Genomic DNA, 22367 nt, shown 5'->3' on the forward strand with positions numbered 1-22367 from the left:
CGGGCTGCTCCTCCTCGTGACGAACCGTGCCGGAACCGTATGCCGGTTCTGGCGCACTCGTCAAGTTTCTGACGGAGCAGTATCGGTTGGGGCGGTATCGCCTACGTCGCGTCCGCCTCGCCCCGCAGGAGCCGGACCAGGTAGTCGAGGTCCTGCTGCAACAGCGCGGCCGCGCCGAGCGGGGTGGGCGCGTCCGGGGTCCGCCCCTCGGGCCGGGCCACCATGGCGAGGGCGTTCTCCGCGATCTGGTCGGCCACCGGCTCGGCCGGGTGTGCGGGCGAAGGGTGGAACCACCACGCCACCCAGTTGCACATGCCGATCACCGACAGCGCGGTGACCCGGGTGTCGACCGGCCGGAACAGCCCGGCGGTGACCCCGTCGTCGAGCACGGCCGTGATTTCGGCCAGGACGGCGCGGCGGGCGTCCAGGTGACGTTCGGCGATCTCCGCGGGGAGCGACTGCTCGCTGCGGTCCAACGTGCGGAACCGGGCGGGATGTGCGGCGCGCTGCAGCACGAGGATCCGCACGAGCGTGCGCAGCTTCTCGGCGGGGTCCAGGTCGGTGCGCTCGCGCACCGCGCGCAACGTGGCCGCCGCCTCCTGGCTCGTCGCTTCGACCATGGCGACGAGCAGCTCCTCCTTGCTGCGGACGTAGTTGTAGAGATTGGGCCTGCTCAGCCCGACCGCGTCCGCCACGTCCTGCAGGGTGGTCCCGTCGTAGCCGCGCTCCGCGAACAGCTCCATCGCCTGCTCGAGGATCTCGCTCATCACCAGCTTGCGGCGCGGCCTGCCGTCTCGCCGGGCCGCCTTGGCCTGCTCCGTCACCCGGCCACCGTAGACAGCCGGGCGTTGCGCGTCCGGCGGCGTGCCGCGGACCGTCTTTGCGGAAACAGCAAGACTATGTGCGCAGGGTGCAACGCCACCATAGCGTCGCAGACATGACCCAGTCTCCCACTCCCGAGTTCGACGACCTCCCCACGTCGGCGCCGGATGCCCCGATCGACGCCGTGGTGATCGGCGGCGGGGCGGCCGGCCTGAACGGGGCCCTGATGCTCGCCCGCTCCCGCCGTTCGGTCGTGGTGGTCGACGCCGGCACCCCGCGCAACGCGCCCGCCGAGGGGGTGCACGGCCTGCTCGGCGCCGACGGCGTGCCGCCCGCGGAGCTGCTGCGCACCGGCCGGGCCGAGGTGCGCCGCTACGGCGGCCGCGTCGTGGCGGGCGTCGTCGCCTCCGCCGCGCCGGCCCCGGCGGTGGACGGCGACCTGCGCTTCACCGTCACGCTGGCCGACGGGCGCACCCTGCACGCGCGGCGGCTGCTGGTCGCCACCGGCCTGCGCGACGAGCTGCCCGACGTGCCCGGCCTGGCCGAGCACTGGGGCCACGCGGTGGTGCACTGCCCGTACTGCCACGGCTGGGAGGTGCGCGACGAGCCGATCGGGGTGCTGGCGACGGGTGCCGCGTCGGTGCACCACGCGCTGCTGTTCCGGCAGCTGACCGACGACCTGGTCTACTTCACGCGCGACACCGAGCTCGACGCGGACACCCGCGCCCGGTTCGCCGCCCGCGGCATCCGCGTGGTGGACACCCCGGTGGCGGCGATCGTGTCGGCCGGCGAGGCGATCACCGGGGTCAGGCTGGCCGACGGCGAGGTGGTGCCGCGCCGGATCGTCGCAGTGGCCACCACCGTGGTGGCCCGGACCGACGGTCTCGACGGCCTGGGGCTGCCACTGGAGGACCTGCCGAACGGGATGGGCCGCCACGTCGCGACGGGCCCCGCGGGCGCCACCACCGTGCCCGGGGTGTGGGTGGCGGGCAACGTCGCCGATCCGACGGCGCAGGTCGGCGCGTCGGCGGCCGCGGGGGCGCTGGCGGGGGCGCGCATCAATGCCGACCTCGTCACCGCCGACGCCGACGCCGCCCTCGCCGCCCGGCGGGACACCGCCCTGGTGTCGTGAGCGAGCCGCTCAGCCGGGCGTGGGCGGCTGGTCGACGAGCTGGGCGTGGTAGAGCTGCTCGCCGAGGCGGTCGATCAGCTCGAGGTTGGTCTCGAGGTAGTCGATGTGGTGCTCCTCGTCGGCGAGGATCTCCTCGAACAGCCGGGCCGTGGTGATGTCGCCCTTCTCCCGGCACAGCTGGATGCCGGGCTTCAGCCGGTCGACGACCTCGAGCTCGATGGCGAGGTCGGACTGGAGCTGCTCGCGGACGGTCTGGCCGATGCGCAGCGAGAACAACCGCTGGTAGTTCGGCAGGCCTTCGAGGAACAGGATGCGGTCGGTGATCAGCTCCGCGTGCCGCATCTCGTCCATCGACTCGTTGCGGGTGTACGCGGCGAGCTTGGTCAGACCCCAGTTCTGCTGCATCTTGGCGTGCAGGAAGTACTGGTTGATCGCCGTGAGCTCGCTCGTGAGTTGCTCGTTGAGCAGTGCGATGATCTCGTCGTCGCCACGCATCGGAGTCCTCGCTTCGTCGGCGTGAATGGGCCAGCGGAATGCTGCAGCGAGGCTAGCCGCACGGGTTGCCGAGCGCAGGACTCAGGATCACCTTTTCGCAGGTCAGGCGAACCTCAAGCGATGCGAGGCGGGCCTTGGCCTATGCCGACCGGGACAGTGCTGCGACGTCCGGCTGAGCGTGCGCGGCGGCGAGGAAGACGTCGATGTGGTCGTGGCACGAACCGCATCCCGTGCCCGCTCCGCACGCGTCGCCGACCTCGTCGACGGTGCGTGCTCCGCGCGCGATGCAGGACTTGATCTCGCCGTCCGGCACCGCGTAGCAGATGCACACGTACACAGGCACTCCTTCACATAAGCAAGGCTTGCCTATCGTCACATCCGCTCGGCGGTGGACGCAAGAACTAGCCTGACCCGGTGCCCCTCGACGAGTACCGCCGCAAGCGCGACGCGCGGCGCACGCCGGAGCCGGTGCCCGTGGCCGATCCGGTGGCGGAGGGGCCAGGCCACCGGTTCGTCATCCAGGAGCACCACGCGCGGCGGCTGCACTGGGACGTGCGGCTGGAGCGCGACGGCGTGCTGGCGTCGTGGGCGGTGCCGAAGGGCCTGCCGACCGACCCCGACACGGTCCGGCTGGCCGTGCGCACCGAGGACCATCCCATCGAGTACCTGGACTTCTCGGGCGAGATCCCGGCAGGCGAGTACGGCGGCGGCCGGATGACGATCTGGGACACGGGCACGTACGAGACCGAGAAGTGGAACCCCCGCGAAGTGATCGTCCGGCTGCGGGGCGAGCGCGCGAACGGCCGGTTCGTGTTCATCCGCACCGACCGGGAGCGGGGGAAGGACAACTGGCTGCTGCGCCGCTCCGACCGCGACGGCGCCCGGGCACCCCTCCCCCACGACGCGCGCCCGATGCTCGCCACCCCCGGGGAGCTCCCGGAGGGGGACGGGTGGTGGCTGCAGGTCGGGTTCGGCGGGCGCCGGGTGACCGTGCGGGTGGACGGGGGCCGGGCCACGGTCACCGACGCCGACGGTGCCGAGGTCGCCGCGCCGAGCCTGCGCGAGCTGGGGCCCTCGCTGGGCTCCACCCAGGTGATGCTGGACGCCGAGCTGGTGGGCGGCGCGGAGGGCGCCTACCTGTGGATCGGCGACCTGCTGCACGTCGACGGGCGCGACACGTGCCCGCTGCCGCTGCGGGAGCGCCGGGCGTTGCTGGAGGAGCTGCCCCTGGAGGGGCCCCGGTGGCGGCTCGCGCCGGTGTTCCCCGGGGCCGGACGGGAGGTGCTGGAGGCGGCCGCGCAGCAGAAGCTGCCCTTCGTGGTGGCGAAGGACCCGGACTCCCCCTACGAACCGGGCACCACGAGCTCGCGATGGGTGCAGGTCCCGACGGGGATCGACACACCGGAGCCCGAGCCGCAGCGCCCGGGCCGCCGGTCCGCGGGGTTCGGCCGGGCCACGCTGACCAACCCGCGCAAGGTCATCTACCCGCTCACGGGCACCACGAAGGCCGACGTGCTCGCCCACTACCTCGCGGTGGCCGAGGTGATGCTGCCGCACCTGCGCGATCGCCCCGTCACGCTCGTGCGGTGGCCGGACGGGGTGGAGCGCGGGTCGTTCTTCGAGAAGGACGTCTCCCGCCACGCCCCGCGCTGGTTGCGCACCGCGCGCGTGGGCACGCCCGGCGGGCGGTCGGAGACCGCGGACTTCCCGCTGATCGACGATGCCGAGGGGCTGGCGTGGGCCGCGAACCTGGCCGCGTTGGAGCTGCACGTGCCGCAGTGGCGGGTGGGCCCGGACGGCGAGCGGCAGCTGCCGGACCTGGTGGTGTTCGATCTCGACCCGGGCGAGGGCACCACGGTGGTCGACTGTGCCCGGGTGGCGGTGCGGATCGCCGACCGCCTCGCCGCCGACGACCTGGTGGCCTACCCCCGCACCAGCGGCGGGAAGGGGATGCAGCTCTACCTGCCGGTGACCGTGACGCGGGCGGAGGAGACCTCGGAGTTCGCGAAGGCGCTGGCCGAGGAGCTCGCCCGGGAGACGCCGCAGACGGTCACCGCGGTGATGGCCAAGGCGCGGCGGCGCGGCAAGGTGTTCGTCGACTGGAGCCAGAACAACCCCTACAAGACCACGATCGCGAGCTACTCGCTGCGCGGCCGGGCACGGCCCACCGTCGCCACCCCGGTGACGTGGGACGAGGTGCGGGCCTGCCGCCGTCCGGACGACCTCGTGTTCACGGCCGCGGACCTGCCGGCGCGCATCGCCGAGCACGGCGACCTGCTCGCCCCGTTGTTGTTCACCGGGCGGCAACACCTACCCGCTCGCGCCTGATCCCGCGCGGCTGCAAGGCTTCGGCCGTGCCCCGGCACCCCTACCTCGACGGCCCCTACCCGCGCGCCTACGCCCACCGCGGCTGGCACATCGGGGACCTCCGCGGCTTCGAGAACACCCTCGCGGCGTTCCGCCGGGCGGTCGCGGAGGGCTTCGGCTACCTGGAGCTGGACGTGCACGCGAGCGCCGACGGCGTGCCGGTCGTCCACCACGACGCCACCCTCGACCGCACCACCGACGGACGGGGGCCGATCCGGGCGCTGCGCGCCGCGGAGCTGGCCCCGGTGCGGGTGCGCGGCCGTGAACCGCTGCCGCTGCTCGAGCAGGTGCTGACGGAGCTGCCGGACACCCGGATGACGGTGGAGCTGAAGTCCGGTGCCGCGGTGGAGCCGGTGCTCGAGGTGCTCGAGCGCACCGGCAGCTGGCACCGGGTCTGCCTCGGCAGCTACCACGACGGGTGGCTGCGCCGGGCCCGGGAGGCCGCCGGGCCGCAGCTGTGCAGCTCGATGGCACAGGGCGCGGCGTTCGGCCTCCGCACGAGGGCGTGGCTGGACCGGCTGCCCGCCCCGTTGCGGCACCTGCCCGCTCCGGCGTCGCCGGGTGACTTCGCGCAGCTCCCGCGCAGGCTCGGCCCCCTCACCGTGGTGGACGCGGCGCTGCTGCGGGCGGCGCACGGCAGCGGGCGCGAGGTGCACGTCTGGACCGTCGACACGGCCGCCGAGATGACGGCGCTGCTCGACCTGGGCGTCGACGGCCTGCTGTCGGACCGCCCCGACGTCCTGCGGGATGTGCTGCACGCGCGCGGCGTGTGGCAGGACGCCCGGCCGGGTGCCGGGTAGCGCTGGATAACCTCTGCGGGTGCGACCGTCGACCCCGTCCGTCGACCGCGGCCGGGTGCTGGCGTGGGCGTTGTGGGACTGGGCGTCGGCGGCCTACCACGCCGTGATCCTCACGTTCGTGTTCTCGGTGTACCTCACCGACGGGGTCGGTGACGGCACCCCCGCGGCGAGTGCGGCCCTGGGCTACGCGATGGGTGCGGCCGGGCTCGTCATCGCGCTGCTGGCCCCGGTGATCGGGCAGCGCGCCGACGCGGAGGGGCGGCGCAAGTTCTCCACCGGCCTGTGGACCGCGTGCGCGATCGTGGCCACCGCCTCGCTCGTCACCGTCCGCGACGACCCGGCGTACCTGTGGCCGGGTCTCGTACTGCTGGCCGCGGGTTCGGTGGTGGCCGAGCTCGCCCAGGTGTCCTACAACGCCATGCTGGCCCAGGTGTCGAGCCCGGCGACGGTGGGGCGGGTGTCCGGGTTCGGCTGGGCGATGGGCTACCTGGGCGGCATCGTGCTGCTGCTGCTCGTCTACTACGGGTTCGTGGCGGGCGACGGCCCGACCGCGGGGTTCCTCGGCCTGAGCCGCGAGGACGGGTGGAATGTGCGGGTGGTGGCGCTCGCCGCCGCCGTGTGGTTCCTGGTGTTCGCGCTCCCGCTGTTCCTGCGCGTGCCGGAGACCCCGCCCGTTGAGCCAGGCGCCGCCCGCCGCGGTCTCGTGGGCTCCTACCGGGCGCTGGCCGCCGACCTGGTGGCGCTGTACCGGGAGGACCGGCGCACCGTCTACTTCCTGGGTGCAAGCGCGCTCTTCCGCGACGGGCTCGCCGCCATCTTCACGGTGGGATCGGTGCTCGCGGTGGGCGTGTACGGCATCCGGCCCGGGGACGTGCTGCTGTTCGGGGTGGCGGCGAACGTGGTGGCGGCGGCCGGCGCGCTCGCCGGGGGCCGGGTGGAGGACCGGGTGGGCCCGAAGCCCGTGATCATGGTGTCGCTGGGGGCGATGATCGCGGTGGCGTGCGTGCTGCTCGTCGCGTCCGGACCGGCACTGTTCTGGGCGTTCGGGCTGGTGCTGGTGTTCTTCGTGGGGCCTGCGCAGTCGTCGTCGCGCACGTTCCTCGCCCGGCTGGCGCCCCCGGGTCGCGAGGGCGAGCTCTTCGGCCTCTACGCCACCACCGGCCGGGCGGTGTCGTTCCTCGCGCCGAGCCTGTTCGGACTTTTCGTCTGGATCTTCGACGCGCAGCGGGCCGGCATCGTGGGGATCGTCCTCGTGTTGCTCGCGGGACTGCTCGCGCTGCTGCCGGTGCGTCCACCCAGTGAGATCCCCGGAGCGGCTCCCACGGGGTAACGGAAGGGCTGCGACGCTGTGAACAGCACGTCAGGCGGCTGTGACATAAGTCACATCTGGCTGACAGGTCACAACCACGTGTGTAGCGCCCGCGGATCGTGGACACTCGAGTACCAGGGCGGTGGACGTCCGGTGTGGCCGCATGGAATGGCCACAGCCGGGTCGGATTCCGCCCCTGTGGCGGGAATGGACGGCTGTTCTGCAGACGTTACACCCGGTGGCGATGGTCGAGGGAGGCTCCCTCGGCCCCGGTAGGGAGGATGACGCATGGCCGACCGCGTGCTCCGTGGCAGCCGGCTCGGGGCTGTCAGCTACGAGACGGACCGCAACCACGACCTCGCGCCGCGGCAGTCGATGCGCTACGCGTGCCCGCGCGGTCACGAGTTCGAGGTGCCCTTCGCGGGCGACGCCGAGGCCCCGGCCACCTGGGAGTGCCGCCTCCACGGCAGCATCTCCCGACTGGTCGACGGCGCCGAGCCCGAGCAGAAGAAGGCCAAGCCGCCGCGCACCCACTGGGACATGCTCCTGGAGCGCCGCTCGGTGGCCGAGCTGGAGGTGCTGCTCAACGAGCGCCTCGAGCTGCTGGCCGAGCGCAGGCGCGAGATCGCCTGATCAGAACGTCGAGAGCCGGGCTGCCCGCGGGCGGCCCGGCTCTCGCACGTTCAGGGCTCTCGCACGGTCAGGCGTCGAGCACCTGCTCGGCGCGCTCGACCACGGGCGGCAGCGTGGACCAGGGGAAGTTGATCCACCGGTCGGTGCGCCGCCACACGTACTCGCACTGCACGCTGCTGTGCGGCTTCTCGTACACCACCGCGCAGCGCACGTCGGCCACGTGGCCCGCGCAGAAGTCGCGCACCAGCTTGAGCGTGGCGCCGGTGTCGGCGACGTCGTCGGCCACCAGCACGCGCGCACCGGACAGGTCCACCACGTTGGGCACCGGCGGCAGCATGATCGGCACCGGCAGGCGCTCGTCGACCCCCGTGTAGAACTCGACGTTGGCCACGTGCAGGTTCTTGACGTCGAGGGCGTAGCCGAGCGCGCCGGCCACGAACAGACCGCCCCGGGCGATCGACAGGATGATGTCGGCGTCGTAGCCGTCGCCCGCGATCTGCTCGGCCAGCTCACGTGAAGCCTGGCCGAAGAGCTCCCAGGTGAGCTCCTCGCGCGGCTCGGCGCTCACGTGCGCACCGGCCCGTCGCTGACGGCCTCGTCGCCCGCCTGGCCGCTCGGGCCCTCAGCAGTGGGAGGTGGGGCGGCGGAAGGCCGGTCGGCGCGCAGCACCACCGGGGTGCGCCGCACGAGCCGGCCCGCGCCCCAGCACGCCACGCGCCAGAACGCCTCCACCACGATCGAGGTGTCCATCTTCGACGCCCCGCGCTCGCGCTCGGTGAAGGTGATCGGCACCTCGCGCACCCGGAAACCGCCGAGCACCGCCCGCCACGCCATGTCGATCTGGAAGCAGTAGCCCTGCGAGGCGACCTGGTCGAGGTCGAGCTCCTCCAGCACCTGCCGGCGGAACACGCGGAAGCCCGCGGTGATGTCCTTGATCGGCACCCCGAGCGCCAGCCGCGAGTACAGGTTGCCCGCGCGCGAGATCAGCTGGCGGCGCGCGGGCCAGTTCCGCACGATGCCGCCGGGCACGTAGCGCGACCCGAGCACCACGTCGGCATCGTCGAGCGCCGCGATGAGCGCCGGCAGGTCCTCCGGCGGGTGCGAGCCGTCGGCGTCCATCTCGACGACCACCTGGTAGTCGCCCTCGAGCGCCGTGGCGAACCCCGCCAGGTACGCCGCGCCCAGGCCCGACTTGCCCTCGCGGTGCAGGACCTTGACGCGGGGATCGGCCGCCGCCATCTCGTCGGCGAGCTCGCCGGTGCCGTCAGGGCTCGCGTCGTCGACCACGAGGACGTCGGCCTCCGGCACCGCGGCGTGCAGCCTCGCCACGACCGGACCCAGGTTGTCCCGCTCCTGGTAGGTGGGGACCACCACCAGTACCCGGCCCCTCGGCTCAGCCATCCTCGTCCCTTCCCGCACGCCTCACCGCGCGACGCCTGGTCACGATCCCCGCGCCGACCGCGAGCACCCCCAGCGCGACCAGCACCCATTCGGGCGCAGACCGCCATCGGGTGGCCAGAGTAGTGGTGTGCCGCAGCTCGGTCCGATCGACCAGGACATCCGGCGTGAACTGGCGCGTGCTCGCGGTGACCGCGCCGTCCCGGGTGATCGTGGCGCTCACCCCGCTGGTGGTGGCCACGATCACCGGGCGGTCGTGCTCGACCGCCCGGATCCGCGACATCGCCAGCTGCTGGTAGGTCATCTCGGACAGGCCGAACGTGGCGTTGTTGCTGGGCACGGCGAGCACCTCGGCGCCCGCGGCCACGCTGTCGGCCACCAGGTCGTCGAACGCGACCTCCCAGCAGATCGCGATGCCGACCCGCACCCCCGCCATGTCGACGGCGCCCGCGCCCTGGCCCGGCACGAAGTAGCCCGCCCGGTCGACGTACGAGGAGAACAGGCGGAAGAACTCCCGCCACGGCATGTACTCGCCGAAGGGCTGCACGCGGCGCTTGTCGTTGCGCTCCACGACCCCCGTGCCGCCTTCCCAGACCAGGGAGGAGTTGGAGGTCGTTCGGCCGTCCGGGTTGCGCAGCACCGTCCCGACCAGCACCGGCACCCCCACCGCGCGGGCGGCCCGGTCGATCTGGGCGGCGGCGTCGGGGTTGCGCAGCGGGTCGATGTCGCTCGAGTTCTCCGGCCAGATCACCAGGTCGGGGCGCGGCACGCGGCCGGCCGCCGCGTCGGCGGCGAGCTGCTCGGTGGCCCGGACGTGGTTGTCCAGCACGGCGCGGCGCTGAGCGTTGAAGTCGAGCCCGAGGCGGGGCACGTTGCCCTGCACGGCCGCGATCGTGACGGTGCGGTCCTCTCCCCCGTTCGGCGTGGCCGGCACGAGCGCGGCCAGCGGCCCGGCCGCCATCGCGAGCACCGCGACGAGCGCCGGTGCCACCAGCAGGCGCGGGCCCTGCCTGAGCACGAGCCTGCGCACGAGATCACCGACGGCGAGGCCCGCGAGCACGGCCGCGAACGACAGCAGCGGCTCCCCGCCGATCGCCGCGAGCGGCAGCAGCGGGCCGTCCGGCTGGCCGAAGCCCACCCGGCCCCACGGCAGGCCGCCGAACGGCACCCGGCCCCGCAGCGCCTCGCCCGCGATCCACACCGCGGCGGCCCAGACCGGCGCTGCGGGCATCCGGGACACCACTGCGATCCCGGCGCCCGCGGCCCCGATGAACATCGCCTCGAACGCGCTCAGCACCACCCACGGCAGCGAGCCGACGAACGTGCCGGTCCAGGCGAGCAGCGGCAGCAGGAACCCGAGCCCGAACAGGAAGCCGTAGCCGAACCCGGCGCGGGCCCGCCGCCCGTGCAGGACGATGCCCAACAGGGCGAACGCCGGGAACACCAGCCACCACAGCGTGCGCGGCGGGAAGCTGAGGTAGAGCAGCGCGCCGCCGCCCACGGCGCCGAGCACCCTGGCTGCCACGGCGGGGCGCCACCGGCGGTGATCGGCCGCGGACGCCGGCGGCCCGGTGCCCGGATCGGGCGCCACAGGTTCTGCGGTCGGTGCGGCCACGGCGTGGAGCCTACGTGTCGCGTGTGTGAACCCGGTGATCGCGCCCGCGGTGCCTGCGGCTCAGGCGAGCACGGGGGCCAGGAGGTGCGCGTTGCCGAGGGCGTCCAGCGGGCCGGGCGCGCCGCTGCGCGTGTACCACTCGTAGCCGTAGGCGTCGGAGAACCCGTCCACGGGTACGTCGGCGTCGGCGATCTGGCTCTCGTGGGCCACCATCGCGGCGCGCTTGTCGCGCAGGTGCGCCTCGGTGCCGGTGACGGCCAGCCCGATCTCCGCGGTGACCCGCCCGAACGGCACGTCCGCCGCCCGCGCGGCGCCGTGCACCAGGTGCCGGTCCCGCGCGGACACGTGCAGGTGCTCCCGGTCGACGGTGACGCGGTACCCGGTGAGGCCGAGCATGTCCGCCGCCGTGGCGCCGATCCGGAACGCAGCGCGGTGGTCGGGGTGGCCGTAGATCCCGTGCTCGTCGTCGTGGACCACCGCGCCCGCGCCCTCGTCGTCGGCGATCTCCGCGACGGCCCGGGCCAGCTGCAGCGGGTCGGCGCCGGCGAGAGCCCGCTCGTGCTGGGCGTCCGCCCACCCGGGCAGGCCCGAGTCGCGCCTGCCCAGCAGCGCCAGCCGCGACACCCCGAGCAGCTCGGCCGCCCGCTCGAGCTCGGCGAGCCTGCGCTCGGGGATCGTCTCCCCCGCCCGCAGCGGCACCCGTGAGCCGCCCAGCTCGCCCGCCGTGGCGACGACGAGGATCGTGCGCGCGCCCGCGTCGGCCAGGCGGCGCAGCGTGATCCCGGTGAAGATCGCCTCGTCGTCGGGGTGGGCGTGCAGGACGAGGACGGTGTGCCCGCGCAGGTCGGGGGTGCTGATCATCGTGGGGTTCGCAGACGTGCGGGGCCGCGCGCGGCGGCCGGGACGGACGGGGACCGGGGGTCAGCTGCGACAGCAGCGACAACACCGACAGCACCCCGGACAGCACGCGGCGAGCCCGAAGGCGGTGCCCACGCGGTACGTCCGGTCCGTCACGGCGCAGATACTGCCAGAGCGGGTCCGCCGCGCACCACGGGACCGACCCGGTCGCGACGAAGGGCACACCTACCGGGTGATCGGCCCGATGGTGGCAGCGAGGGCGTCGTGGAGCACGGCGCCGCGGTGCACCAGGCGCAGGCAACGCGGATCCGTGCCACTCCCGTCGAGGGGGCCCGCGCCGTCCCAGATCGCGTAGCTCGCCGCCGCCCCGGGCAGCAGGCGGCCGGCCAGCGGCGCCCGGTCCCCCGCCGCCCGGTGGCCGCCCACCGTGTGCGCGGCGAGCGCCTGCGCCGCGGTGATCGCCGACGCCGGCGTGCGGTGCGCCATCGCCGCCCGGATCGCCGCCCACGGGCCCACCGGCGTGACCGGGGCGTCCGAGCCGAGCGCGAGCTCCACCCCGGCCGCGAGCAGGCCGGCGAAGGGGTTCATGTCGCGGGCACGATCAGTGCCCAGGCGCGTGGCGTACATGCCGTGCGGGCCGCCCCAGAAGGCGTCGAACAGCGGCTGCACGCTCGCCACGACGCCGAGCTCGGCCAGCCGCCGGACCTGCACGGGCTCCACCATCTCGAGGTGCTCCACCCGGTGCCCCGCCGCGCGCACGGCCTCCGCCGAGGTCGCCACCACCGCGGCCTCCAGCCCGGCGAGCAGCGCGTCGGCGCCCGCGTCGCCGATCACGTGGAACCCGGCCTGGACCCCGGCGCCGGTGCAGGCGCTGACGTGCGCGCCGATCGCGGTCGCGTCGAGGTAGCGGTTGCCGGTGCAGCCCGGCGCGTCGGCGTAGGGCGCACGCAGCGCCGCGGTGCGCGAGCCGATCGAGCCGTCGACGAACAGATCACCCGCGAGCCCGTGCGCCCCGGTGGCCGCGAGCAGCTCCTCGGCCTCCGCCGCGGTGCCCACGGCCTCGCCCCAGTAGCCGACGACCTCCGGCCCCGGGCGGGTGCGCAGCGCGGCCAGGTCCTCCGCCGACGAGATGTCGGGGCCCGCGCACTCGTGCACCACCGCGACCCCGCGGGCGGCGGCGTCGGTGAGGAACGCGGTCTGCGCGGCGTCCCGGGTGGCGGTGTCGACGGCGGCGAGCGCCGCCCGGCGGACGCGGTGGTGGGCGTCGGCGGACAGCGCCGTCTGCGACCAGCCGACGGCGCCGCTCACACCGGGCGCCCGGTCGAGCAGGGTGGACGAGGCGAGCGCGGAGTGGACGTCGATCCGGCTCAGGTACACCGGGGCGCCGGACGCTGCGCGGTCGAGCGCCGCGCGTGACGGGAGCTCGTCGGGCCACAGCTGGTCCTGCCAGCCGTGGCCCCACACGAGCGCGCCGGGGCGCTGCGCCACGCGCGCGGCCACCGCGTCGAGCAGGTGCCGCGCCGAGCCGCACCCGGTGAGGTCGAGCCCGTCGGCGAGCAGGCCGGCCGCGGTGGCGTGGACGTGGGCGTCGACGAACGCGGGCGTGACGACGGCGCCGTCGAGCTCCAGGACGGTGGCTCCCGGGCGCCGCTCCCCGGCGGCGTCGGGATCGCCGGCCCAGGTGATCAGCCCGTCCTCCACCTCGAGCGCCGCGGCGCCCGACCCGATCGGTCCGGCGTCGAGCAGCCGGGCGCCGAGGAGCAGGGTGCGAGCCACCCCGCGATGTCTACCGGATCAGTACTCGCGCTTGGGCATGAGGATCCACAGCACGATGTAGAGCACGAACTGCGGGCCCGGCAGCAGGCAGGACAGCAGGAACAGCAGCCGGACCACGAACGGGCTCATCCCGAACCGGTCCGCCAGGCCCGCGCACACGCCGGCGATGACCTTGCCGTGTCGCGGGCGGGTCAGGGTCGATGCCACTCTGGCTCCTTCTTCACGTCGCGGCGCACCTCGCCGCTGGTTCCCAGTGTCGGCGTCGAACCGGCCCCGGGCCTCGGGAACCACCCGGAGGCGGCCCTGAGGTCGACCCCGGGATACCCCCGCACGGCCCATCGGACTCGCCGTCCGTGACCGCACGCTGCGCCTGATCGCTGGGCTCGGTGAAAGCCCTGGTCAGCGGTGGTCGAGCCGCATAGCGTCCATCCCGTGAGGCGATCACGCTCCCTGGCCGTGCTCGGCGCGACGCTCGGTGCCGTCGTGATGGCGCTGTTCGGCGCCCCGGCGGTGGCGGTGGCCCAGCCACCCACGGCCGTGGTGGTGCTGGGCGACAGCGCCGCGGCCGGTGACGGGGCGGGCGACTACGAGCCCGGCACCCGCGGGGAGGACGACAACTGGTGCCACCGCTCCGTGCACGCCTACGTCCACCGCACCGGCCTCGCCCCGGAGTCGGTCAACCTGGCGTGCTCGGGGGCGGAGGCCGCCCACGTCGCGTTCGGCGACGGCACCCACTACACCGAGCGGTCGCAGGCGCAGCGGCTCGTGGAGGTCGCCGGGCGGTACCGGGTCCACACCGTGGTGGTGCAGGTCGGCGCCAACGACGACGCGGCGTTGTTCGGCACCGGCGTGGCCTGCATCCGCGCGTTCCTCGATCCGCGCGAACCCCCGTGCCGGGAGACGCTCGGGCCGCTGGTGGCCGAGCGCATGGCGGCCACCGCGGGCAAGGTGGAGGCGGCGGTGCGCGACGTGCGGTCGGCCCTGCGGCAGGCCGGGTACGCCACGGCGGACTACACGCTCGTGCTGGCCTCCTACGCCTCCCCCGTCACCGAGCACATGGTGCCGCTGCAGGCGCTCGCGGGCTGCCCGTACAGCAAGCCGGACGCGGCCTGGGGCCGCACCGTGCTGTTCCCCGCGCTGTCGGAGGCGCTGCACGGCGTGGCCGAGCGCACCGGGGCGCGGTTCCTCGACATGGCCCGCGCCACCGAGGGCCACGAGGCGTGCACCAAGCCGCTGCAGGCGCAGGAGTGGCAGCGGCGCATCACCGTCGACCCGGAGGCCCTGGTGCACGGCGGGCTCGACGCCATCGGCTTCCACCTCGCCCAGGAGTCGTTCCACCCCACGGCCGCCGCGCACGCGCAGATGGGCCGCTGCCTCGGCGACTTCGTGCGCTCCGGGTCCAGCGCCGCGGCCTGCGTGGCCGGGGCCGACGGCACCGCCCACCTGGAACCGGCGCCGCAGGAGGCACCGGCTGCCTGACCGGGCGCCGTCAGAAGGTTCAGAAGGTGGCGATCGGGTTGACCGGGCTGCCGGACGTGCCGGCGAACCGGACGGGCGCGACGGCGAGCTGGAAATCCCACTGGCCGAGCTCGGCGGCGGTGGCCGCGCAGGCCTCGAGGTCGCAGTTGTCGACCAGCCACAGCCCCATCGCGACGAGGCCCACGGCGTGCACCGGCATCAGCACGGCGTCGTACCCCGAGGGCTGGACCTCCTGCGGGGTGTCGGCCCCGATCAGCGCCACGCCGCGCTCGTGCAGCCACGGCAGGCAGGACGCGTGCCAGCCGGCCTGCGTGATGCCGTGCGTCGCGCCCTCCTCGTGGCGGGCACGTCCGCGGCCGGTGCGCAGGAGCACCGCGTCGCCCGGTTGCACGCGCACGCCCTGGCGTCGCTCGGCGTCCTCGAGGTCGTCGGGGAACACGCCCTCGCCCGGCTCCAGCCACCGCACGCCGCGAGCCGCCGCGACGTCCAGCAGCACACCGCGCGTGACGATCCCGTTCGCCGCGGCCGTGACGGCCGCCCACCCCGAGCCGGTCTCCGGGTCCACCAGCTCGTGCGAGCGCCCGTTGTACATCGCGCCGTCCCAGAAGAGGTGGCACGGCGAGTCGAGGTGGGTGACGGTGTTGCCGTGGAAGGTGAACCCCAGCCGCTCGGTGGAGAAGCCCCAGCGCCGGTCGGCGTGGAAGTGGGCGGGCATGTTCTCGGCGCCCGGCATCTCGGCGGCGCACGGGCACGCCGTGGTCGAGCGCTCCATCTCCCCCGGCACTGCCACCTCCCACGCGCACGACACGCTCCGGCCGTGGCGCACGGCCTGCGCTGCCGCCAGCCGGACGTCGTCGGTGACGAGGTTCAGGGTGCCGCGCTCGTCGTCCGCACCCCACCGACCCCAGTTCGACAGCGTGTCGAAGTAGCCGAGGACCTCCTCCTGCGCAGGCACCGTCCGCCCTGCCGCCATCACCGCACCGCCCCTCGTCGCACGGACCCGATCGCCTCGCGGGGACACTAGCGTCAGGGCCGTGACGATCGGTGAGAACACGACCACCCGCCTGTCCGCCGTCGAGCTCGCCCGGCTGACCCGCTCCGGGGAGCTGGGCGCCGCCGAGGTGGTGCAGGCGCACATCGCCGAGATCGAGCGGCTCAACCCCGCCGTCAACGCGATCGTGGACCTCCGTCCCGAGCGGGCGCTCGCCGCCGCCCGCGAGCTCGACCGCACGTTCCGCTCGGACGCCCCGCACGGCCCGCTGTACGGGCTGCCCGTGGCGCACAAGGACCTCGTGCCCGCCGCCGGGTTCCGCTTCACGCAGGGCAGCCCGATCTTCGCCGAGCGGGTGGCCGACCAGGACCACCTGGTGGTGGAGCGGATGGCCGCGGCCGGGGCGATCACGGTCGGCAAGACCAACGTGCCCGAGTTCGGGCTCGGCTCGCAGACCTTCAACGACGTCTACGGCGTCACCCGCAACCCGCACGCGCTCGACCGCACCGCAGGCGGCAGCAGCGGTGGCGCGGCCGCCGCCCTCGCCGCGCGGATGCTCCCGCTCGCCGACGGGAGCGACACCGGCGGGTCGCTGCGCAACCCGGCGTCGTTCTGCGGGGTGGTGGGGTTCCGGCCGTCGCCGGGGCGGGTGCCCTCGTGGCCCGACGCCGACCCGTTCGGTCGACTGGCGGTGGTCGGCCCGATGGCCCGCACGGTCGACGACCTCGCGCTGCTGCTGAGCGTGCTCGCGGGACCGGACCCGCGGGCGGGCTGGTCGGCGCCACCCGCGCCGCAGCCCTACTTCCCGGTGCCCGACGCCGGCCGCCCGATCCGGCTGGCCTGGTCGCCCGACGTGGACGGGCGGGTGGTGGTGGCCCGGGAGGTCCGCGCCGCGCTCGAACCGGTGGTCGCGGCCCTGGAGGGGCAGGGCTGGCAGGTCGAGCTCGCCACCCCCGATCTCGGCGACGCCATCGAGGCGTTCCGCGTGCTGCGGGCGCTCAAGATGCAGCTCTCCCTGGCCCCGGTGCTGGCCGAGCACCCGGGCCGGCTCAAGAGCGACGCGGTGTGGAACATCGAGGAGGGCGGCAAGCTCGACGGGCCCACCATCGCGCGGGCCGAGCGCACCGCCGTGCGGATCTTCCACGAGATGCGGGAGTTCTTCGGCACCTTCGACGTGCTGGCCACCCCGACCTGCCAGGTGGCGCCGTTCGGCATCGGCACCCGCTACCCCCGGGAGATCGACGGCACCCCGATGCGCGACTACCTGGAGTGGATGGGCGTGCCTGCGGCGATCACGATGACCGGCTGCCCGGCGATCTCGCTCCCGGCTGCCACCACACCGGACGGGCTGCCGGTGGGCATCCAGCTGGTGGGCCCGCACCTGCGGGAGGACCGCCTGCTGGCCGTGGCGCGCGCGTTCGAGTCGGCGATCGGCACGGGGCCCGCACCCGAGGTGGACCCGACGCCCCGGCCGGCGTTCGTGGCCGTGGACTGACTCACCCCGGACGTTCCAGCCACTCCACCAGCAGGGCGCGCTCGGCGGGCGAGAGCATCGGCAGCGTCGGGGCCACCGCCCGCAGGGTCAGCGCGTCGGGCACCGCGCCGTTCGCAGCAGGACGGGCCGGCGGGTCGGTGAGGATCACGGCCGCGATCGCGTCGTACATCGCGTCGGCGAGCGCCGGCTCGCGGTCCTGCGGCGGACGCGACAGCAGGGTGAGCACCGCACCGCTGCCGCCGGCGTGCAGGAGTTCGACGGCGCGCTCCTCGGGCACGCGCAACCTGCCTGCGGCGGCCACCCGGCCCACCAGGCCGCGCAGCACGTCCAGCCCGGCGGCCACCGCGGCCGAGCGGGTGCCGCGCGCGGGGTCGGCGAGCAGGCCGAACAGCGGGGCGTTGGCGAGGCCGAACGCGATGTGCGCCTCCCACCCCGCCCGCAGGTCCGCCACCGGGTCGGCGCCGAGCTCGGTGCGGGCCTTGCCGGTGACGTACGTGGCGAACACGTGCTCGGCCACCGCGTCGAGCAGCGCGTCCTTGTCCTCGAAGAACCGGTAGAGGGTGGGCGCCTGCACGCCCGCGGCCTGCGCGACGGCGCGGGTGGTGACCGCCCCGGCGCCGCGTTCGCGCAGCAACTGCGCCGCGACCTCCACGATCCGCTCGCGCGTCTGCTGCCTGCTCGCCTCCGCCATGTTACCGATGATAACGCTCCTTGCTAACCCGGTTGCTATCGGTGCTACTGTCGTTGATAACACGAGGAGGACGACATGATCATCATCACCGGTGGCACCGGCGAACTCGGCTCGCGGATCGTCGACCAGCTGCTCGAACGCGTTCCCGCGGATCGGGTCGGCGTCAGCGTCCGCGACCCCGAGCGCGCCGCGGGCCTCGCCGCGCGGGGCGTGCGCGTGCGGCGCGGCGACTACACCGACCCCGCCTCCCTCCCCCACGCCTTCGAGGGCGCGAGCCGCGTGCTCCTCGTCTCGACGAACCAGGCGGGCGAGGCGGCCGTCGAGCAGCACGTCGCGGCCGTCGACGCCGCCCGGGCCGCAGGCGCGCGCCGGGTGCTGTACACGAGCCACCAGGCCGCGGACGCCGGGTCGCTCTTCGCGCCCATGCGCGACCACGCCGCCACCGAGCGCCACCTCGCCGCGACCGGCGCCCCGTTCACGTCGCTGCGCAACGGGTTCTACGCCGCCACCGTGCCGCTCATGCTCGGCCGCGCGCTCGAGACCGGGGAGCTCGTCGCGCCCGCCGACGGCCCCGTCTCCTGGACCGCGCACGCCGACCTCGCCGAGGCGGCCGCGATCCTCCTCGCCGGGGACGACCGGTTCGACGGCCCGACCCCGCCGCTCACCGCGCCCGACGTCCTGGACCTGGACGACGTCGCCCACATCCTCACCGACCTGTACGGACGCACGATCCGCCGCGTCGTGGCCGACGACGCGGAGTGGGCGGCCGGGCTCGTGTCCCACGGCGTGCCCGAGGAGCGGGCGACGCTGCTCCTCGGGATGTTCCACGCGGCGCGGCGCGGCGAGTTCGCCACCGCGGGCCCCGACCTGGAGAAGCTCCTCCAGCGCCCGGCCACGCCGCTGCGCACGGCACTGGAGGCCGTCCTGGCGCGGGTCGGCACGCCCTGAGACGGCGAATGCCGGCAAGGTGGCTTTCCTGGCCCATTACGCCAGTAAGGCCACCTTGCCGGCATCGGGGCCGTGCGTCAGAGGACCACCAGGTCCCGGGGGCGGTTGTTGAGCCGCTCGCAGCCGTCCCCGGTGACCACCACGATGTCCTCGATGCGGGCGCCCCACTCGCCGTCGAAGTACACGCCCGGCTCCACGCTGAACGCCATGCCGGGCTCCAGCGGGAGCACGTTGCCCCCCACGATGTAGGGCTCCTCGTGCACCTCGAGGCCGATGCCGTGGCCGGTGCGGTGCACGAACCGCTCGCCCATCCCCGCCGCCGTGATCGGCTCGCGGGCCGCGGCGTCCACCAGCTCGGCGGCCAGGCCCGGCGACACCGCGCGCACGGCGCGCTCCTGGGCGTCCTGCAGCACGGCGTACGCCTCGCGCACGGCCGCGGGCGGCTCGCCGCCCACCGCGTAGGTGCGGGTGCAGTCGGAGTTGTAGCCACTGGGCAACGGCCCCCCGATGTCGATCACGACGACCTCGCCGCTCTCGATCACCCGGTCCGACATGTCGTGGTGCGGGCTCGCGCCGTTCGGCCCCGACCCGACCACCACGAACGCGGCCTCGACGTGCCCCTCCTCGATGATCGCCGCCGTGATGTCGGCGCCGACCTGGGCCTCCGTGCGCCCCGGCTTGAGGAACTCGCCCATGCGGGCGTGGACGCGGTCGATCGCCTCGCCCGCTGCGCGCAGCTCCGCCACCTCCGCGGCGTCCTTGCGCATCCGCAGCTCGCGCATCACCGGCCCGGCGAGCGCCTGCTCCACGTCCGGGAACGCCGCGCGCAACGGCAGCACGTGGGCCGCGGGCATCGCGTCGGCGAGCGCCACCCGGCTCGGCCCGCCACCCAGGTCGCTGACGAGCAGGTGGGGGTCCTCCCCGTCGCGCCACGTGACCACCTCGATCCCCAGCTCGTCGAGCGGGAGGTCGGCGTACCCCGGCGCCTCCAGCCGCGGTACCACCAACGCAGGCGGGGCGCGGTGACCCGCGGCGGGCAGCACGAGGCAGGTGAGCCGCTCGTGGGACTCACCGGACACGCCGAGCAGGTACCGCAGATCCGGTCCCGGCGTGACGAGGAGAAGATCGAAGTCCTGGGTGGCAGCCACCTCACCTGCGCGGCGGATGCGGTCGGCGAGCATCGCGGTCGGAACGGCCGGTGTCATGGGAGGGAGGGTATTCCGGCAAGCTGTGGCCTGTGACCCCGCCCGCACCGCCCGCGCAGTCGCTGATGCTGCTCGACGCCGCCAGCCTCTACTTCCGCGCCTTCTACGGCGTGCCCGAGTCGATCACCGGGCCGGACGGCACCCCGGTCAACGCGATCCGCGGGTTCACCGACATGGTCGCCCGGCTCGTCACCGACCGGCGCCCCACCCGCCTGGTCGCCTGCCTCGACCTCGACTGGCGCCCCGCCTTCCGGGTGCAGGCCCTGCCCTCGTACAAGGCCCACCGCGTGCCCGGCGAGCCCGAGGTGGCGCCCGCCGGGCTGCCCGAGATCGTGCCCGACACGCTGGAACCGCAGATCCCGGTGCTGCTGGAGGTGCTCGCCGCGGCGGGGATCGCCACCGCGGGCGCCGAGGGCTACGAGGCCGACGACGTGATCGGTACCCTCGCCGCCGCCGAGCGCACCGACCCCGTGATCGCGGTGAGCGGCGACCGCGACCTCATGCAGATCGTGCGCGACGAACCGGTGCCGGTGCGCCTGCTCTACGTCGGGCGCGGGCTGGCCAAGGCCGAGCACCTCGGCCCGGCCGAGGTGGCTGTGAAGTACGGCGTGCCCGTCGAGCGGGCGGGCGAGGCCTACGCCGAGATGGCGATGCTGCGCGGCGACCCCTCCGACGGGCTGCCCGGCGTGCCCGGGATCGGCGCCAAGACCGCCGCCACCCTGGTGGGGCGCTTCGACACGTGGGCCGAGCTGCGGGCCGCCGTGGCCGACGTGTCCGACACCCGGCTGAGCCCGCCGGTGCGCACCAAGCTCGCCGCGGCCGCGCCGTACCTGGCCGTCGTCGAACCGGTGGTGCGCGTCGCGCTCGACGCTCCCGTGGAGCTCGACCGCCCCGACGTGTTGCCCACCGAGCCCGCCGACCTGGAACGGCTCGCCGCGCTCGGCGAGCGCTGGGGCATCGGGAGCTCCATCGAACGCCTCTGCACGGCGCTCGTGCGCAACGGCCGCGACCGATAGACGCCCGCCCCGGCCGGGCCACGCCCCGCCGCCCGTGTGCCAGCAAGGTGGCCATACTGGCGCATTACGCCAGTAAAGCCACCTTGCTGGCACACCGTGGGCCTGGCTGCCGGCTCAGAAGTACGTGCCGCACCAGGGGGCGGCGGGGGTGGCGAACGCCGCGTCGGCCCGGGGCACGGCGGCCGGGTCCGGCGCGCTCCACCACCCCGTCGCCACCAGCTCGGACGGGCGCCGGTCGCCGAGGTAGGCCATCGCCAGCCCGGCCGCCGTGCACTCCAGCTCCGGGCGCACCGGGCCGTCCAGCGGGCCGACCCGCTCCGACGCCCCGTCCGCGATCCGGTACACACCTGCGTTCGCCTCGAGCACCGGGTCGTGCACGCCGAGCAGCACCGGCTCGGCCGCCCCGTAGCCGCGGGCCGCGAGCGCGGCGGGAACGTCCACGATCCGAAGCCAGGTCTCGTCCTCGTGGCCGCGGACGGCGCACGCGCGCGGGTCGGAGAGCAGCAGTTCGAGCGGCTCGTCCAGCGGGCGCAGGTTCCCCTGGACGGACTCGACGAGGTCGACGCCGAGCAGGAACCGCCACAGCGCCGCCGTGGCGGGCAGGTCGGCCGCGTGCAGGTCGAACAGCTCGAGGGCGCGCTCGGGGAACTCCGGGCCCTCCCCGCGGTAGGCGATGGCGAACCCGTCGTCGCCGTCCGGCCCGGTGTGGACGGCGGCGAGCACGTGGGCGCGCTCCACCTCCACCCGGCGGGCCACCGCCATGGACCACCAGCCGTCGGTGCGGGTGATCCCCCCGGGCCGCCGCAGCGCGATCCGGGCGTGCACGTCCCGCAGTACCGGGACGATCTCGTCGCGGGCCAGGAGCCGCACGGTGCCGCCGCGGGGTGCCTCGGGCCGCAGCAGCGTGGCGTCGGCGCGCACCCGCACGGTGCGACCGCGGGTGGCGAGCCCGTAGCCGAAACGCCCGTAGATGCGGGCCTCGCTGGCGCGCAGCGACGTGAACGGCTCACCGCGCTCCGCCGCGTCGGCCAGCTGGGCACGCATGAGCGCGGTGAGGATGCCGCGCCGCGTGTGGTCGGCCCGTACCCCGACCCGGGTGACCGCGCCCATCGGGAGCGACGCCCCTCCCGGCACCGCGAGCTCGCTCGGGAACGACGTGGCAGTGCCAACCAGCGCCCCGTCCACGCGCGCCCCGAACGTGCGGCCCGGGCTGTAGAGCTGCGACGTCCGGGCCCAGCCGGCGTCGTCGGCCGGCCCGCGGTGGATCGCGGCCGAGAACAGCGTGTGGGCTGCGCGCAGCTCGTCGGATCCGAGTGGTTCGACGACGTGCGCCACCG

The 22367-nt window shown here is 74.8% G+C and carries 22 protein-coding genes; 9 read left to right on the forward strand and 13 right to left on the reverse strand.

The window, feature by feature from the left end; all coding sequences use genetic code 11:
- Positions 1-101 precede the first annotated feature (101 nt).
- A complete protein-coding gene (locus ACFPL3_RS32895) occupies positions 102-824 on the reverse strand; it encodes a TetR/AcrR family transcriptional regulator (protein ID WP_343943400.1) in 723 nt (240 codons plus the stop codon).
- A gap of 113 nt (positions 825-937) precedes the next feature.
- Here ACFPL3_RS32895 and ACFPL3_RS32900 point away from each other — a divergent pair, with 113 nt between their 5' ends.
- A complete protein-coding gene (locus tag ACFPL3_RS32900; RefSeq protein ID WP_343943399.1) occupies positions 938-1954 on the forward strand; it encodes an NAD(P)/FAD-dependent oxidoreductase in 1017 nt (338 codons plus the stop codon).
- Positions 1955-1963: 9 nt separating this feature from the next.
- On the opposite strand, the gene bfr is transcribed toward ACFPL3_RS32900, so the two are convergent.
- Both bfr and ACFPL3_RS32910 read right to left on the reverse strand, forming a co-directional pair.
- Positions 1964-2449 carry a bacterioferritin gene (gene bfr / locus ACFPL3_RS32905; RefSeq protein ID WP_343943398.1) on the reverse strand — a complete coding sequence of 162 codons (486 nt, stop codon included), beginning with the start codon at positions 2447-2449 and terminating at the stop codon, positions 1964-1966.
- 139 nt (positions 2450-2588) lie between these two features.
- Entirely contained in the window at positions 2589-2786 is a 198-nt protein-coding gene (locus tag ACFPL3_RS32910) for a (2Fe-2S)-binding protein (RefSeq protein ID WP_343943397.1), read from the reverse strand.
- Positions 2787-2863: 77 nt separating this feature from the next.
- Between ACFPL3_RS32910 and ligD the strand changes: the two genes are divergently transcribed.
- The 4 genes from ligD to ACFPL3_RS32930 all read left to right on the forward strand — a co-directional run bounded on the left by ligD (position 2864) and on the right by ACFPL3_RS32930 (position 7558).
- Entirely contained in the window at positions 2864-4777 is a 1914-nt protein-coding gene (gene ligD, locus ACFPL3_RS32915; protein ID WP_343943396.1) for a non-homologous end-joining DNA ligase, read from the forward strand.
- A 26-nt stretch (positions 4778-4803) separates the two neighbouring features.
- The gene (locus ACFPL3_RS32920) at positions 4804-5616 is read left to right on the forward strand and encodes a glycerophosphodiester phosphodiesterase family protein (RefSeq protein WP_343943395.1); all 813 of its coding nucleotides are present in this window, start codon (positions 4804-4806) and stop codon (positions 5614-5616) included.
- 19 nt (positions 5617-5635) lie between these two features.
- The gene (locus ACFPL3_RS32925; RefSeq protein WP_343943394.1) at positions 5636-6946 is read left to right on the forward strand and encodes an MFS transporter; all 1311 of its coding nucleotides are present in this window, start codon (positions 5636-5638) and stop codon (positions 6944-6946) included.
- 267 nt (positions 6947-7213) lie between these two features.
- A complete protein-coding gene (locus ACFPL3_RS32930; protein ID WP_142101180.1) occupies positions 7214-7558 on the forward strand; it encodes an RNA polymerase-binding protein RbpA in 345 nt (114 codons plus the stop codon).
- 67 nt (positions 7559-7625) lie between these two features.
- Here ACFPL3_RS32930 and ACFPL3_RS32935 read toward each other — a convergent pair whose 3' ends face one another.
- The 6 genes from ACFPL3_RS32935 to ACFPL3_RS32960 form a co-directional block, all read right to left on the reverse strand.
- Complete coding sequence (locus tag ACFPL3_RS32935) at positions 7626-8126, reverse strand: phosphoribosyltransferase (RefSeq protein WP_343943393.1); 501 nt, start codon at positions 8124-8126, stop codon at positions 7626-7628.
- Complete coding sequence (locus tag ACFPL3_RS32940) at positions 8123-8959, reverse strand: polyprenol monophosphomannose synthase (RefSeq protein ID WP_343943392.1); 837 nt, start codon at positions 8957-8959, stop codon at positions 8123-8125. Before ACFPL3_RS32940 ends, ACFPL3_RS32935 begins: the two co-directional genes overlap by 4 nt.
- Entirely contained in the window at positions 8952-10571 is a 1620-nt protein-coding gene (lnt, locus tag ACFPL3_RS32945; protein WP_343943391.1) for an apolipoprotein N-acyltransferase, read from the reverse strand. Before lnt ends, ACFPL3_RS32940 begins: the two co-directional genes overlap by 8 nt.
- A 60-nt stretch (positions 10572-10631) precedes the next feature.
- On the reverse strand, positions 10632-11432 hold the full coding sequence (locus ACFPL3_RS32950) for a PIG-L deacetylase family protein (RefSeq protein WP_343943390.1): 801 nt from the start codon (positions 11430-11432) through the stop codon (positions 10632-10634).
- Positions 11433-11654: 222 nt separating this feature from the next.
- Positions 11655-13205 (reverse strand): amidohydrolase, encoded by a 1551-nt coding sequence (locus ACFPL3_RS32955; protein ID WP_379590074.1) that lies wholly within the window; start codon positions 13203-13205, stop codon positions 11655-11657.
- An 18-nt stretch (positions 13206-13223) separates the two neighbouring features.
- The gene (locus ACFPL3_RS32960) at positions 13224-13412 is read right to left on the reverse strand and encodes a PspC domain-containing protein (protein WP_343942731.1); all 189 of its coding nucleotides are present in this window, start codon (positions 13410-13412) and stop codon (positions 13224-13226) included.
- A 225-nt stretch (positions 13413-13637) separates the two neighbouring features.
- On the opposite strand from ACFPL3_RS32960, the gene ACFPL3_RS32965 reads away from it, so the two are divergent.
- A complete protein-coding gene (locus ACFPL3_RS32965) occupies positions 13638-14684 on the forward strand; it encodes a GDSL-type esterase/lipase family protein (protein WP_343942732.1) in 1047 nt (348 codons plus the stop codon).
- Between the two features lie 19 nt (positions 14685-14703).
- Here the strand turns inward: ACFPL3_RS32965 and ACFPL3_RS32970 are convergent, their stop codons facing one another.
- Positions 14704-15657 (reverse strand): cyclase family protein, encoded by a 954-nt coding sequence (locus tag ACFPL3_RS32970; RefSeq protein ID WP_343942733.1) that lies wholly within the window; start codon positions 15655-15657, stop codon positions 14704-14706.
- A gap of 61 nt (positions 15658-15718) precedes the next feature.
- Between ACFPL3_RS32970 and ACFPL3_RS32975 the strand changes: the two genes are divergently transcribed.
- Positions 15719-17170, forward strand: coding sequence for an amidase (locus ACFPL3_RS32975; protein WP_343942734.1), 1452 nt, complete (start codon positions 15719-15721; stop codon positions 17168-17170).
- A gap of 1 nt (position 17171) precedes the next feature.
- On the opposite strand, the gene ACFPL3_RS32980 is transcribed toward ACFPL3_RS32975, so the two are convergent.
- The gene (locus tag ACFPL3_RS32980) at positions 17172-17861 is read right to left on the reverse strand and encodes a TetR/AcrR family transcriptional regulator (protein ID WP_343942735.1); all 690 of its coding nucleotides are present in this window, start codon (positions 17859-17861) and stop codon (positions 17172-17174) included.
- 75 nt (positions 17862-17936) lie between these two features.
- Here ACFPL3_RS32980 and ACFPL3_RS32985 point away from each other — a divergent pair, with 75 nt between their 5' ends.
- A complete protein-coding gene (locus tag ACFPL3_RS32985; protein WP_343942736.1) occupies positions 17937-18809 on the forward strand; it encodes an NAD(P)H-binding protein in 873 nt (290 codons plus the stop codon).
- A gap of 77 nt (positions 18810-18886) precedes the next feature.
- On the opposite strand, the gene ACFPL3_RS32990 is transcribed toward ACFPL3_RS32985, so the two are convergent.
- Entirely contained in the window at positions 18887-20014 is a 1128-nt protein-coding gene (locus ACFPL3_RS32990) for a M24 family metallopeptidase (RefSeq protein ID WP_379590078.1), read from the reverse strand.
- A 65-nt stretch (positions 20015-20079) separates the two neighbouring features.
- Between ACFPL3_RS32990 and ACFPL3_RS32995 the strand changes: the two genes are divergently transcribed.
- On the forward strand, positions 20080-21030 hold the full coding sequence (locus ACFPL3_RS32995; RefSeq protein WP_343942773.1) for a 5'-3' exonuclease: 951 nt from the start codon (positions 20080-20082) through the stop codon (positions 21028-21030).
- A 114-nt stretch (positions 21031-21144) separates the two neighbouring features.
- Here the strand turns inward: ACFPL3_RS32995 and ACFPL3_RS33000 are convergent, their stop codons facing one another.
- Positions 21145-22365 carry a GNAT family N-acetyltransferase gene (locus ACFPL3_RS33000; RefSeq protein ID WP_343942774.1) on the reverse strand — a complete coding sequence of 407 codons (1221 nt, stop codon included), beginning with the start codon at positions 22363-22365 and terminating at the stop codon, positions 21145-21147.
- Positions 22366-22367: the final 2 nt, after the last annotated feature.

The sequence above is a fragment of the Pseudonocardia zijingensis genome, from assembly GCF_042657305.1.
Classification (GTDB): Bacteria; Actinomycetota; Actinomycetes; order Mycobacteriales; family Pseudonocardiaceae; genus Pseudonocardia; species Pseudonocardia zijingensis.

Coding starts and splice junctions, on each gene's coding strand:
- ACFPL3_RS32950 (WP_343943390.1), bottom strand. CDS start 11,432: ATGATCAGCACCCCCGACCTGCGCGGGCACACCGTCCTCGTCCTGCAC.
- ACFPL3_RS32995 (WP_343942773.1), top strand. CDS start 20,080: ATGCTGCTCGACGCCGCCAGCCTCTACTTCCGCGCCTTCTACGGCGTG.
- bfr (WP_343943398.1), bottom strand. CDS start 2,449: ATGCGTGGCGACGACGAGATCATCGCACTGCTCAACGAGCAACTCACG.
- ACFPL3_RS32990 (WP_379590078.1), bottom strand. CDS start 20,014: ATGACACCGGCCGTTCCGACCGCGATGCTCGCCGACCGCATCCGCCGC.
- ACFPL3_RS32970 (WP_343942733.1), bottom strand. CDS start 15,657: ATGGCGGCAGGGCGGACGGTGCCTGCGCAGGAGGAGGTCCTCGGCTAC.
- ACFPL3_RS32980 (WP_343942735.1), bottom strand. CDS start 17,861: ATGGCGGAGGCGAGCAGGCAGCAGACGCGCGAGCGGATCGTGGAGGTC.
- ACFPL3_RS32940 (WP_343943392.1), bottom strand. CDS start 8,959: ATGGCTGAGCCGAGGGGCCGGGTACTGGTGGTGGTCCCCACCTACCAG.
- ACFPL3_RS32985 (WP_343942736.1), top strand. CDS start 17,937: ATGATCATCATCACCGGTGGCACCGGCGAACTCGGCTCGCGGATCGTC.
- ACFPL3_RS32900 (WP_343943399.1), top strand. CDS start 938: ATGACCCAGTCTCCCACTCCCGAGTTCGACGACCTCCCCACGTCGGCG.
- ACFPL3_RS32930 (WP_142101180.1), top strand. CDS start 7,214: ATGGCCGACCGCGTGCTCCGTGGCAGCCGGCTCGGGGCTGTCAGCTAC.